The sequence below is a fragment of the Eubacterium xylanophilum ATCC 35991 genome, assembly GCF_000518685.1.
In the GTDB taxonomy this organism is placed as follows: Bacteria; Bacillota; Clostridia; order Lachnospirales; family Lachnospiraceae; genus Eubacterium_F; species Eubacterium_F xylanophilum.
The window spans coordinates 107660-121216 of sequence record NZ_JAEB01000009.1; the positions used below are offsets into that span (position 1 = coordinate 107660).

Genomic DNA, 13557 nt, shown 5'->3' on the forward strand with positions numbered 1-13557 from the left:
TATAATCTGGAAAGGAAAGTTTTACAATGGCAAGAAAAAAGATAATTGCTGGCAACTGGAAGATGAACAAAACTCCTAGTGAGGCAGTTGCATTGGTTAATGAATTAAAGGACCTCGTTGTTAATGACGAAGTTGATGTAGTATATTGTGTTCCGGCTATTGATATTGTTCCTGTAGTTGAGGCAACAAAGGGAACTAATGTGGCAGTTGGAGCTGAGAATATGTACTTTGAGGAGAGCGGAGCTTATACTGGTGAGATTTCAGCAGCAATGCTTGTTGATGCCGGTGTTAAGTATGTAATCATCGGACATTCAGAGAGACGTGATTACTTCAAAGAGGACGATGCACTTCTAAACAAGAAAGTGAAGAAGGCGTTGGAAGCTGGTATTACTCCAATCTTGTGCTGTGGTGAGTCTCTTGAGCAGAGAGAACTCGGCGTAACAATGGACTGGATTAGACTTCAGATCAAGTCAGATCTCGAGGGCGTTACAGCTGATCAGGTTAAGACAATTGTAATCGCTTATGAGCCAATCTGGGCTATCGGAACCGGAAAGACAGCTACAGCTGATCAGGCAGAGGAAGTATGCAAGGGAATTCGCGAGTGCATCGCAGAGATGTATGATGATGCAACTGCTGAGGCAGTAAGAATTCAGTACGGCGGATCTATGAATGCTGGAAATGCTGCAGAACTTCTTTCTAAGCCTAATATCGATGGTGGTCTTATCGGTGGTGCATCACTCAAGGCTGACTTCGGTAAAGTTGTAAATTATAAGTAATCTTATTGATTAGTAGAGTAATAAGGAGCTGTCGCACTAAGACAGTCTAAAAACAGGAAGAGTCCAACCGACTCGAGACTAGGTGTATGCGCATTGAAGTCTCTCTCTGGTTGGCCTCTTCCTGTTTTTTATCGGGATCGCATATTGCTGGTCTTACTCACGTCGTTCGTAAGACAATTATTATACTTATCTAGTGCGGACATTCCTCCCAAAAAATAATTGTCTTACAAGCAATATGCGTTTATTGTCTTACGAACGACGTGAGTAAGACCAGCGCCATGCGATTCCGCTTATTGTCTTACGAACGACGTGAGTAAGACCAGCGCCATGCGATTCCGATGTTTCCAATAAAATCTCAGGCTTCGAAAAACCTGAGATTTGTGGTAAAATTAAGTATGACCAAAAACCTAATCTTACAAAAAATATTAATAAAATCTCCCTAATTTAGCCACAAAAAGGAGCTGAGCACTAACAATTTTTTAATTGTAAGTGCGACAGCCCCTTTTTCATAATAAAAAGAAAAAAATTGGCGGACCATTTTTCTTATATACTTGCAATTTGCCGTCAATCATTATAAAATAATAGTAGAGGTGTTTTTGTAGACTAGAGTAATATACGTCAAAGGAGACAGGGTTATGAAAAAGGTAAAAAAAGTAGGTTTTTTATGGTACATAAGGAATAGACTGCTGATGTTCACGATGATTCTCATGGCAATATTGGTGATCATTCTTGATGTTATTAATGTTGTTGAAGGCAATACCAACATGACTGATAATATTGTTGATAAAGTCAGGGTTGATTCTTTTAACAATGCCCAAATCATTAATTCATGGTTAGAGGGTCAGGGAAATCAACTGAGATTTATGAGAAATTATCTCGAGAAAGAAGATATCAACAACAAAAAGGAGATAGAGGACTACTTGGAAAAGTGTCTGAAAGATAATCCGAGTGCCATGATGTACTATGCAGCATATGAAAAGGACACTAGGGCATATAAAGCAGATCATGAGCCGACTGACCTTGATCCGACGTCGAGAGATTGGTGGAAATTAGCTCAGGAAAATGGGGATTTGATATATACAGATCCATATAAAGATTATACTACGGGCAGCATGGTTATATCTGTTGCAATACCATTTAAGTGTAAAGATGGTAAAGCGGCTATTCTCGCAGACATCTCCCTCAAAGAGGTTCTGAATAAAGTGAAAGCAATCAGTGAGACTGAGGATTCATATGGATTCTTGCTCAACTCAGAAGGACAGGTTATCACTCATAAGAACGAAAAGTTCATGCCTACGGAGGACGCGAATACAGTTTTAAGTGATAAAGTAAAGATTAACCTCGGAGAAGATGGTGTTCAGACAATCAAGGATTACGATGGAGAAGATAAGTTTGTTGCTGCCAGCGAGGTTAAGACGACAGGCTGGAAACTCGGTGTTGTTAAGAGCAAGAAAGTCATCAGAGAAATTGTATTGCTTATAAGTGTTAAGAATGCTGTTATAGCTATTATCATCATGATCATTGCTGCAATCATTATTAGCTTTGTTATCAAGAATCAGCTTGGCAAGATTAGACAGCTGAGAGTATTTGTAAGAGATAGAGTTATCGGCAGTGAAAATATCAAGCCGATGAAGTCAGAAAGTCAGGAAATTGGCTATCTCTTGGACGAGCTCGAAGGCAGGCTTCTCTCAACTATCAAAGAAACCAAGGATGAATCTGAGCAAATTCATAAGAATATGGAGATTGCCCAGAAAAATGTCAACAAAATGGGAGAGAGCATCAGCAATATTAACAATGCTATGGAGATTACCAGTGAAAATGCTGTTAATCAGTCAGAGAGTATATCAAGTATTTCAGAGATGAGCGGTGAGATTGAGCAGGCGATGAACTCCCTCAGTGCCGAGACTCATGAGATGGCGGAAAAGGCAGAGAGTATCATCAATGAGATTGAACGCACACTTCCTGAAATCATGGAAAATAGAGATAGGACAGTAGAAATTGTAGAGAAGAGCAAAGACAGACTCGAGGCAATTATCGAGGAGACAAGAGTTATCGAGAAGATTGTGGAGGTTTCCGAGACAATTATGAATATTGCCGATGAGACCAATCTGCTGGCGCTCAATGCTTCTATCGAATCGGCGCGTGCCGGCGAGGCTGGACGAGGATTTGCCGTTGTTGCCGATCAGATTAAGAACTTATCTTCAACCACAAGCGATGAGATTGAGAAGGTAAATGCTCTCACCGCCAAGGTAATGAAGAGTGTTCACAAGCTGGCAGAGGAGAGTTCACGAATTATCGACTTCCTTGGAAGCGATGTCATGCGTGATTATGAGACGCTCGCAAATCTTGCGCAGTCCTACAAGGATGATGCAGGATTCTATGCGACGGAGAGTAACATAGTTGGTGCAAGTTCTGAGGAGCTCACCAGCTCGATTGTGGATATCAATTCTCACATTCACACTCTCAAGGGAAGCCAATTGGAACTTGATAAAGCTGTTCGCTCTGTGAATAAGGACATCAAGGAGTTCTCAGTAAACTCCGAGAAAACCGCCAAAGAGGTGGAGGACGTTCTCAACAGAGTAGAAGCACTTCGCAAGACAGTTGAATCTTTCCATATAGATTAATATTATTATAGTATAGTAAAATAGTCCGACAGGGTTACCCTTGTCGGACATTTTTAGTTGGAAACGCATATTGCTGGTCTTACTCACGTCGTTCGTAAGACAATTTTTGGAAACGCATATTGCTGGTCTTACTCCCTACGGTCGTAAGACAATTTATGCTCTCTATGAGCAGTTTTTCCCTTTGTAATATCCTTGGTTGTGCTCCGACCTTCGACTATTTTACCGATTTCTGTCTCATCCAGATTTTCGCCGATAACCATCAGGACTTCCTGACCGGCGCTGACTGTTGCTATGTCCAGATTGGTGGAGGTTGCGTTCACTTGGAGCCAGCTGCCATCGGCATTGGGAACGAATCCCTTGATTCTGTGGATGTTTCCCACGGCGGTGTCGGCGAATAGGTCGAGGAGCATTTTTCTCATATCCTCTTCGGTCAGATGGACATTGTAATAGAAGAGAGAAGCGTAGTGATTATTGTCATAAATGTCCTCTTTTTGATAGCTTTCGGAGTAGTAGCCCGCGGATTGAATCTTGGCATAATCATTGTCATCAAGCTCGCTCCATGGCTTCGCCAGGATGTCCTTGTCTTCTAACTTGCGCCTGCAGTGGTAGTCGGCCAGGACTTGGTTCATGCGCTCTCTAGTGGCGGTTGCCAGGTCCGAATCAGCGGCGTCAAGCTTACTTAAAACTACAATTCCCGAGGCCGAGAGCTGAGCTGCCAGGATGTATTTGCTGGTTTCCGACAAATCACCGAGGTTACTGTCGACAACTGAGATCACGTTTCCACGCTGGTACCATCGGTCAAGGGGAGATTCGAATAGAATATCAAAGAATTCATCCACATCATATATCCCCGACGGTTCCACTATGATGCGGTCATAGCCAAGCATTCCCATGGAAATCAGCTTTGTCTTGAAGCGCCTGCGGTAGCAATCTTTGTCGGCGGCGACTATCATCTCCAGGCCGATGTCATCTCCAAATTCTTCGTGGAGAAGCAGAAGATCTACGCTGATGGCGCCAAAATCATTTTCGATTATGCCCACTTTCTCGCCATTTGAAAGCAAATGGTGGACGTATCTTTTTATAAATGTAGTTTTCCCGGAACCCAGGAAACCAGTAATCAAATCAATCTTTGTCATAAAATCCTCCTATCTGCAGTATTTTACAAGTAAATTCTAATACAAGCCACAGATTAAAACAAGAAAAATATTGCAAAAAGAACAAAAATATTGAAATATGGAAAAAAAGTCGTTTATTTTTGAGTCTTATTATGTTATAATATTCACAGCGACTTGTCGACAGAGAGTTGACAGGCAAATAAAATCAAATTTTAGGAGGAATATTAAAGATGGCAAACAAATGGGTCTATAACTTCCAAGAGGGTAACATGACCATGCGTAACTTGCTCGGTGGTAAGGGTGCTAACCTTGCTGAGATGACTGAGATCGGTCTTCCAGTACCACAGGGATTTACTATTAGTACAGAGGCTTGTACGCAGTATTATGAAGATGGTCGCAAGATCAACGATGAGATCATGGCTCAGACCATGGAAGGCGTAAAATGGATGGAGGAAGTAAACGGTAAGAAATTTGGAGATCTTAAGAATCCACTTCTCGTTTCAGTTCGTTCAGGAGCTAGAGCTTCTATGCCTGGTATGATGGACACAATTCTTAACCTTGGTCTTAATGACGAGGTTGTTAAAGCTATGATTGAAGGAAATCCAGATCCAGCTTTCGAGCGTTTCGTATATGACTCTTACAGACGTTTCATTCAGATGTTCTCAGACGTAGTAATGGAAGTTGGTAAGAAGTATTTTGAGCAGTTGATCGACAAGATGAAGGAAGAGAAGGGCGTTGAGTTTGACGTAGATCTTACAGCAGAAGATCTTAAGACTCTTGCTGAGCAGTTCAAGGCTGAGTACAAGAATCAGTTAGGACAGGACTTCCCTTCAGATCCTGTAGAGCAGCTTAAGCTTGCTATCGAGGCAGTATTCCGTTCATGGGATAACCCTCGTGCTAATGTATATCGTCGTGACAATGATATCCCTTATTCATGGGGTACAGCTGTAAACGTAATGCCTATGGTATTTGGTAACCTTAACAATGAGTCAGGTACAGGTGTTGCATTTACTCGTGACCCAGCTACAGGTGAGAACAAGCTCATGGGTGAGTTCCTCATCAATGCACAGGGAGAGGACGTAGTTGCTGGTGTTCGTACACCAATGCCAATTGCACAGATGGAAGAGAAATTCCCAGAAGCATATGCAGAGTTCCTCAAGGTATGTGATACTCTTGAGAATCACTATCATGATATGCAGGATATGGAATTTACAGTTGAGAATAAAAAGCTTTACATGCTTCAGTGTCGTAATGGTAAGAGAACAGCTCCTGCTGCTCTTAAGATCGCTTGTGACCTCGTTGATGAGGGACATAAGACTCCAGAAGAGGCTGTAGCAATGATCGATCCACGTAACTTGGATACACTTCTTCACCCACAGTTCGATGCTGCTGCACTTAAGGCTGCATCACCACTTGGTAAGGGTCTTGGAGCTTCTCCAGGAGCTGCTTGTGGTAAAGTCGTATTTACAGCTGACGATGCTGTAGAGTGGGCTAACAGAGGCGAGAAGGTTGTTCTTGTAAGACTTGAGACATCTCCAGAAGATATCACAGGTATGAAGAGTGCTCAGGGTATCCTCACAGTTCGTGGTGGTATGACAAGTCACGCAGCCGTAGTTGCACGTGGTATGGGAACATGCTGTGTATCTGGTTGTGGAGACATCAACATGGACGAGGAGAACAAGAAGTTCACACTCGCTGGTGTTGAGTTTGTAGAGGGATCAGAGATCTCTATCGATGGTACAACAGGTAACATCTATCAGGGACTTATCCCAACAGTTGACGCTAAGATCGCTGGTGAGTTCGGACGTATCATGGCTTGGGCTGATGAGTTCAGAACTCTTAAGGTTCGTACAAATGCAGATACTCCAGCGGATGCTAAGAAAGCTCGCGAGCTTGGAGCAGAGGGTATCGGACTTTGCCGTACAGAGCATATGTTCTTCGAGGAAGACAGAATTGCTGCTTTCCGTGAGATGATCTGTTCTGATACAGTAGAGGAGAGAGAAGCTGCACTTGATAAGATTCTTCCTTATCAGCAGAGTGACTTCAAGGCTCTCTATGAGGCACTTGAGGGTAACCCAGTTACAATCAGATTCCTTGATCCACCTCTTCATGAGTTCGTTCCTACTGAGGAAGCTGACATCAAGAAGCTTGCTGATTCACAGGGCAAGAGCGTAGAGGATATCAAGGCTCTTATCGCATCACTTCACGAGTTCAACCCTATGATGGGTCACCGTGGATGTCGTCTTGCTGTAACATACCCTGAAATCGCTAAGATGCAGACTAAAGCGGTTATCCGCGCTGCAATTGAGGTTCAGAAAGCTCATCCTGATTGGAATGTTAAGCCAGAGATCATGATTCCACTTACATGTGAAGTTAAAGAGCTTAAGTACGTTAAGCAGTTCGTAGTAGAGACAGCTGATGCTGAGATCGCTGCTGCTGGCGTAGATCTTAAGTATGAAGTTGGTACAATGATCGAGATCCCACGTGCTGCTCTTACAGCTGATGAGATTGCAAAAGAAGCTGACTTCTTCTGCTTCGGTACTAACGACCTTACACAGATGACATTCGGATTCTCTCGTGATGACGCAGGTAAGTTCCTTGACGCTTACTATGATGCTAAGATCTTCGAGAACGATCCATTTGCTAAGCTTGACCAGGCAGGTGTTGGTAAGCTTATGGATACAGCTATCAAACTTGGTAAGCCAGTTAACTCAGCACTTCACTGCGGTATCTGTGGTGAGCACGGTGGAGATCCTTCATCAGTTGAGTTCTGCCACAAGATTGGTCTTGATTATGTATCATGTTCACCATTTAGAGTTCCTGTTGCTAGGTTGGCTGCAGCACAGGCTGCAATTGCAGAAAAGTAAGGAAACCTGATAAGAAATATCTTTACTTAATGTCCATTAACGTAGACGAAGATTTATGTCGAGAAAGTCTCGCAAAGTCAGGAATTACGGTACGTTTGGGCAATTATGAAGATATGTTGGTTGACATTTATATTTAATTGAAATCCTGAAAGGGATCGAACAGTTTTAACACTTTTGTTAAAATGTTCGGTCCTTTTTTTGCATTTAAAGAAAATTTGATGACAAGAATAAGACTACCGCCTTGTAAAGGGGAAGATAAGAAGCAGTAAGACACTATATTTAGGAGCAACCTGTCATGTCGACAATAAGTATGAGGTTACTGAGACACATACTTGGACAGAGAATACCGGTGATGTGAAATAAGGCTTCTACGCTAAGATATTTAAATGGTATGTAGTTAACTGTAAACGTTCTAAAAAGAGCTTTATTATGAGCCAGGCGCTTCTTTGGTCTGTGGCAGAAGGTTAAAACCTGAAAGTCAGCTAAAGAAAGTTATCAAGCAAGTGAAGGTTAGTATAACAGTTACATCTGATGGAGACAACGAAGTTAAACTGATATCTTGAGATGTAGGTTCCACCATTTAGGTTGAAAAAAGATAGATATTATAGTATTATAGAATTATGAAGGAGAGATTTTGTATGGATAGTGAAAGATTGCATCAGGAAGATTTGCAGCGTCTTAGAGGCTTTAGACTCATTGACGATGATTTTATGAATGCATGTTTTGATGAGAATATTGAAGGAACAGAATTAATCTTGCGGATTATTCTAAACAAGCCAGATTTGATAGTGAATAGCGTAAGAACCCAAAAGGTTATGAAGAATCTGCTAGGACGAGATATTTGGCTTGACATTAATGCATCGGATAGCCAAAATGGAGAATATGATATCGAAATACAGAGATCGGACAAAGGTGCAGATCGTAAGCGTGCTAGATATCATTCAAGTATTCTTGATGCTCATTTATTGCAGCCAAATGGTAATTTTAGTGATTTACCGGAAACGTATGTTATTTTCATTACAGAAAATGACGTAATTGGTGGAAATTTGCCGATATATACTATTGATAGACAAATAACTAATATTGGACAGCCGTTTAATGATGGTGAACATATCATATATGTAAATGGTGCGGATAAGAATAGTTCTACAGAATTAGGTAAACTTATGCATGATTTTTCCTGCACTAACCCAGATGATATGTATTATAAGCAATTAGCTGATAAGGTAAGATATTTTAAAGAAGACGAGAAAGGAGTGAATGCTATGTGTAAAGCTATGGAAGATATGCGAAATGAAGCTGTAGAGCGAGAGAGGATAAAGAATGCTAAGCGTATGTTAGAAGATGGTCTTGATCTTGAGAAAGTTGCAGAGTATTCAGGATTGCCTATAGAAAAAGTTAGAGAGTTATCTGGTTCTAAAGGTGCATAATTATTATGCTGTTTAATGCTATCATAAACTAAATATCGTCACTGTTTTTTGTGTTTAAATGATGGAATTTTTGTTAATGAAGAAGAATATAGTGAGTTTGTACGCACAGAGATTGTAGTAAATGCTGTTACTCATCGTGATTATGGCATTAAGGGGACGGATATTCAGATAAAGATGTTTGATGATCGAATTGAAGTAGATAGTCCCGGTACATTTGCAGGGATGGTAAAAAAGGAAAATATCCGCTATACACATTTTTCGCGTAATCCTAAAATTGCAGCATTCTTAAAGGATTATGGTTATGTAAAAGAATACGGCGAAGGTGTTGATCGTATGTGTAAAGAGCTGGAAAGTATTGGCCTTCCAGATCCAGTCTTTATCAACAATTCATTTATATTGAAAACAGTAGTAATGAGTAGTTCTTATCAAAATGTGTCGAATCTCACGTCGATTGAGCGAAACGACGCGTTGATTAATAATAAGGCTGCGTTGATTGACATTATTATGCAAAAGGAGAAAACTAAAGAAATATCAGAGAAAGATTCTACAGATGCCCAAAAGATAGTTGGTGAACTTGATATTATGCAAGTGATAGATTCTGAAGATGTCATGAAAATTCTTGATTGTAAGACTACAAAGGCACGACAAATATTGAAGGTTATGAACACCAATAAAATAATAAAACCTGTACATGGAATGGGCAAGGGAAAATACATGTTAAATGTGCATGTTGAAAAATAGCTTAAAGTGTGGAAGGGCTTAGAAAACTTGAACGAATTATTAAATGGAGGATGATTTATGAAGAGAACAGCTTTTATCTTTTTAGTATTAATTATGTTTTCAACTTTAGGGTTGAGGAGTGATGAAGTTAAAGCCTCTAAGATTTCGTATTTAAGAGCTATTCCTAATCATGTAAAGCATGAGTCGGCAGAGGTTAAGATTATGACAAATAAAACAGAGTTACTAAATAAGCCGATTATGGTATATGCAGTTCATAATTCAGTGGTTATTGGTTCTGCAGAGGTAACTCTTTTGGTGGCTCAAGAGAATATAACGATTAATTTTAATAAGAATATAAAAGCAAATCAAGAAATTGTATTTTTTGCTAGAACACCTGATGGAGATGAGAGTATAAGTGAAAAAGGAAAAGTTGAAAGATGCATCTCGGGGAATGGATATTGTACGGTCGGGCCTCTAGGGCTTGAAGGAAAAAATGAGAATATTCATGGAGGTACGGTATCTGTTAAGATTGGTGGAAAAGATTATCAGGGTACAATTAATGGTGATGGTAGCTATAAGATTTCTTTTGGAGAAACAAGATATGTGAATGACCAGGTTGTTGAGGTTCACGAATATTGTAATGGAGGATGTGAGTTCAAATCTTATAGTGAAAAAATTACTGAAAAATTGCAAGGTAGCCTGTATGCATATGGTTCAAAAATAGATATATATCATAATAGAGCAATAGTATCTAATATAAATTATTTTCAGAATGGAGGTGTAGAGGAGAATTTACACATAGGAATATTGATTAATGGAAAATCTTATTATTCAAAAGTAGGTACAATAAGTGAATTAAATAATGGGGTGACTATACCGTTTGAATCATCCTATGCAGTTGGAACCTCAGTGACATCTATATGGTTGGAAAATACTCAGACAGGACAAATAGATTATTTTTCTGGTGAATTATATTCTGTAAAAGAAGAATCTACTGATAATACTACAACTAAAAATAATCGAGCTATCGTTAATAATGATAATAAAAAAGAAGTGGCAACTGAACCTAAGCGTGTCGTATATAAAAGTACAACAAAGACATTGAAACGTATTGGTTCGAAGAAAAGAGTTTTTGCTTTAGATAAGGATTATACTTTGAAATGTAAAGGATATCTTTATAAGGTGAAAACATTGGATAGTAAGATTGTCTCGATTGATTATGTAGATGAAGAATTGGGGCTGATTGATATTCACGCAAAAAGATACGGAAAAGTTACAATCATAGCAAAGAATAAATATAATAAAACAATCAAATGGATTATTGTTGTTGGGAAAGGACATGAATTCACAATTTTAACTGGCGGTAATGGTTTTAAGGTATCATCTTTAATTAAACGTATTACTGGAAAGAAAAAGGCAAAGTGGATATCACAAAATAGAAGAGTATGTCGTGGACGAAAAGATAGGTTGTATGGATACAAAAAAGGAACCACTAAAATTATATATAAAGCAAAGGGGGCAAAGTATGAATTTAAAGTGCATGTTCGGAATCGAAAGGCATTTATTAATAAAGCGAAAAATGTACTTTACAATGAGGTAAAATACCCAAATTCTTTGAAGATACTAAAGATAGAAGTTAGTCCATCAGGAGAAGCTCATTTAACTATTACATGTACTGCATATAATAGTTTGTTAATAAGGGTAAAACAATATTTTTATGCATATTATGATGAGAAAAACGAGTTTTTTTCCAGTTATTCGAATCCAGAACCGGTAAAGCAATAAAAGACTGTACATTGCATGGCATTCTTCAATCGGAATAAATTCTCTTGACCTGGCCCTTGGGGCCGGGTATATAATTTGTCCAAATTAAGAATAAGGAGGATAGATATGAGAGATTTAAGCATGATGACATGGAAAGAGATTAAAGAGGCTGATAAAGAAAACAGTATAGTGTTTGCAGTGATGGCACCCATCGAAGAACATGGGTGGTGCCTGCCTCTGGCGACGGATCTTATAGAAGGAGAGGCCTGGAGCAAAGGTGCGATGGAAGAGATTGAAAAGCACATTCACGCAGAGTGTTTTTACCTTCCTACATTTCCTATTGCGGCAGCATCTGTAAATGAGTTTTACGGTTCGATTCATTTTTCCATGAAGACAACCTACGAAGTTGGATACGAGATTTTGGAAAGCCTTCGATTTATGGGATTTAAGAATATTGTGATCATAGCTTCCCACGCGGATCCAGATCATCAGATTGCGGTGAAAAAAGCAGTAAAGCGTATCAATAAAAAGTACGGTGTGTGTGCGATATCCCCCATGGGTTCTATTTTTATGGGAGAAGGAACGGAAGAACCAGATGAACTGAAAAAACTGGAAAAGGAATACGGAAATGATTTTCATGCGGGATGGGTTGAAACCTCGAGTCTGCTGGATATCGATGAGAGTTATGTAAGGGACGGGTATAAGAACTTACCTGATTCAAATATCACTGATAAGGATATGATATCTAAAAAGAAACAGCTCTCAGCAATGGGAGGATACGGACATATGGGAATGCCGAGATTCGCTTCGAAGGAAGTCGGCGAGATGTTGAACCGCAATTGTGTTGAATCGATATGTGATGCTGTGATAAAATTCTATAACAGAGACGGATATGAGAAATACGATGATTATTTTCTTTATAAAATCCTTCCGCTTCACGTAAGATTTATAAGGATTTTCGGAAGAGTGAAGAGAAGGATGGTGAGTGAATGATGTATACAAGAGGTCAATTTGCAATCATAGGAAAAGTGGGAAGGAAAGCACTCAGAATCTACCATGAAGAAGGTCTGCTGGTTCCTGTTTTTGTGAATGAAGAAAACGGTTATCACTACTATGAGGAAAATCAGCTGGCGGTTCTTGAAAAAATCAAGAGACTCAGAAAGATCGGGCTTTCACTGTATGAGATAAAACAAGTACTGGAAGGAAAAGCCGAGGAGTCACAGCTTATCGACAGTAAGATAAAAGAGATGGACAACAGGCTGCAGGAAGTAAAGGAACTTGCAGGAAGTAAGGCAGAAGAGAAAATCGATATTCCTACGGGAGAACCGGATATCAGATCCTTCGAAAGATGCAGATGTTTCTTTATAGATGAAAATACCGAGTTGGAAAATTTGGGAATGTCTGTGGGAAAACTCTATGAGAAGGCGGCTCGTGAAGGATATAAAACAGACGGAAGTCACTTTGTGATCTATGATGAACTCTCAAAAGAAGATTTCTCCATGAGAACATGTCTGCCGGTAGAAGGCGACAGCGGAGAAGATATAGAAGAGATTTATGAGGAGAGGTGTCTCCACTTAAACTTCAGAGAGGGTTTTTCAAAAGTGGGACAGGCCCATGTTGTTATAAAAGAATATGCTGATAAGAACAGTATAAATCTTACCGACAAAGCTTATGAAGTCTATAATAGTGATATGTCGGTGGATGTATATTATGTGATCTGATTCTTGACTACGGCTATAGTAAATCATAGAGGGAAAAGCATATGGTATAGAAGTTTATACCGGAAGATTGACAGATTATGATATTTGCTGTAACATTTACTTAGTTGAATAAAACAGACGCTCTTTGCCACCGGGTAAAGGGAGAAACGTCATTTTCTTATCGTTAGGTCTTTGAAGATAAGGAAATGGCGATTTATATTTTTAGGAGGATATTTTTATGCAGTGGATACTATTAATCTTAGCAGGAATCTTTGAAGTAACATGGGCTATTGCTATGAAGAGTTCGAATGGTTTTACGGTATTGTTACCATCAGCGATAACAGTTATAGGATACATTCTAAGTGCTGTGTTTTTGGCTTTGGCATTAAAACAGTTGCCGCTAGGAACAGCATATGCGATGTGGACCGGATTCGGTATTGTTGGAACTACCATACTTGGAGTGTTTTTGATGTAATATAATAATAGTTGGCACTTTTCTTAGGAAGTTTGTAGTGATATAATACAACCCAAAGGAGGTGCCACATGGCAACAAAAAAACAA

At 39.5% G+C, this 13557-nt stretch carries 10 protein-coding genes; 9 read left to right on the forward strand and 1 reads right to left on the reverse strand.

The genetic code is table 11. The features are described 5' to 3' along the window. The first annotated feature begins 26 nt into the window (after window positions 1-26). Entirely contained in the window at window positions 27-776 is a 750-nt protein-coding gene (gene tpiA / locus L877_RS0102020; protein WP_026834671.1) for a triose-phosphate isomerase, read from the forward strand. A gap of 635 nt (window positions 777-1411) precedes the next feature. Beyond that, complete coding sequence (locus L877_RS0102025) at window positions 1412-3400, forward strand: methyl-accepting chemotaxis protein (RefSeq protein WP_026834672.1); 1989 nt, start codon at window positions 1412-1414, stop codon at window positions 3398-3400. Between the two features lie 128 nt (window positions 3401-3528). Here L877_RS0102025 and L877_RS11740 read toward each other — a convergent pair whose 3' ends face one another. Continuing rightward, the gene (locus tag L877_RS11740) at window positions 3529-4536 is read right to left on the reverse strand and encodes a GTP-binding protein (RefSeq protein WP_084554726.1); all 1008 of its coding nucleotides are present in this window, start codon (window positions 4534-4536) and stop codon (window positions 3529-3531) included. A gap of 209 nt (window positions 4537-4745) precedes the next feature. On the opposite strand from L877_RS11740, the gene ppdK reads away from it, so the two are divergent. From ppdK to L877_RS11755, 7 genes are all read left to right on the forward strand, one after another. Further along, window positions 4746-7382, forward strand: coding sequence for a pyruvate, phosphate dikinase (gene ppdK, locus L877_RS0102035; protein ID WP_026834673.1), 2637 nt, complete (start codon window positions 4746-4748; stop codon window positions 7380-7382). Window positions 7383-8020: 638 nt separating this feature from the next. Then, entirely contained in the window at window positions 8021-8812 is a 792-nt protein-coding gene (locus L877_RS0102040) for a nuclease (RefSeq protein ID WP_156922960.1), read from the forward strand. Window positions 8813-8860: 48 nt separating this feature from the next. Then, window positions 8861-9553 carry an ATP-binding protein gene (locus L877_RS11745; protein ID WP_051437610.1) on the forward strand — a complete coding sequence of 231 codons (693 nt, stop codon included), beginning with the start codon at window positions 8861-8863 and terminating at the stop codon, window positions 9551-9553. A gap of 57 nt (window positions 9554-9610) precedes the next feature. Beyond that, on the forward strand, window positions 9611-11317 hold the full coding sequence (locus tag L877_RS0102050) for a hypothetical protein (protein WP_026834675.1): 1707 nt from the start codon (window positions 9611-9613) through the stop codon (window positions 11315-11317). Between the two features lie 105 nt (window positions 11318-11422). Next, window positions 11423-12289, forward strand: coding sequence for a creatininase family protein (locus L877_RS0102055; RefSeq protein ID WP_026834676.1), 867 nt, complete (start codon window positions 11423-11425; stop codon window positions 12287-12289). Then, on the forward strand, window positions 12286-13017 hold the full coding sequence (locus L877_RS13275) for a MerR family transcriptional regulator (RefSeq protein WP_026834677.1): 732 nt from the start codon (window positions 12286-12288) through the stop codon (window positions 13015-13017). Before L877_RS0102055 ends, L877_RS13275 begins: the two co-directional genes overlap by 4 nt. Window positions 13018-13234: 217 nt before the next feature. Continuing rightward, window positions 13235-13471, forward strand: a complete 237-nt coding sequence (locus L877_RS11755; RefSeq protein WP_084554727.1) for a DMT family transporter — start codon at window positions 13235-13237, stop codon at window positions 13469-13471. Window positions 13472-13557 lie beyond the last annotated feature (86 nt).

Excerpts from the sequence above, each read along its gene's own strand:
- tpiA (WP_026834671.1), top strand. The coding sequence starts at position 27 with ATGGCAAGAAAAAAGATAATTGCTGGCAACTGGAAGATGAACAAAACT.
- L877_RS0102025 (WP_026834672.1), top strand. The coding sequence starts at position 1,412 with ATGAAAAAGGTAAAAAAAGTAGGTTTTTTATGGTACATAAGGAATAGA.
- L877_RS11740 (WP_084554726.1), bottom strand. The coding sequence starts at position 4,536 with ATGACAAAGATTGATTTGATTACTGGTTTCCTGGGTTCCGGGAAAACT.
- ppdK (WP_026834673.1), top strand. The coding sequence starts at position 4,746 with ATGGCAAACAAATGGGTCTATAACTTCCAAGAGGGTAACATGACCATG.
- L877_RS0102040 (WP_156922960.1), top strand. The coding sequence starts at position 8,021 with ATGGATAGTGAAAGATTGCATCAGGAAGATTTGCAGCGTCTTAGAGGC.
- L877_RS0102050 (WP_026834675.1), top strand. The coding sequence starts at position 9,611 with ATGAAGAGAACAGCTTTTATCTTTTTAGTATTAATTATGTTTTCAACT.
- L877_RS0102055 (WP_026834676.1), top strand. The coding sequence starts at position 11,423 with ATGAGAGATTTAAGCATGATGACATGGAAAGAGATTAAAGAGGCTGAT.
- L877_RS13275 (WP_026834677.1), top strand. The coding sequence starts at position 12,286 with ATGATGTATACAAGAGGTCAATTTGCAATCATAGGAAAAGTGGGAAGG.
- L877_RS11755 (WP_084554727.1), top strand. The coding sequence starts at position 13,235 with ATGCAGTGGATACTATTAATCTTAGCAGGAATCTTTGAAGTAACATGG.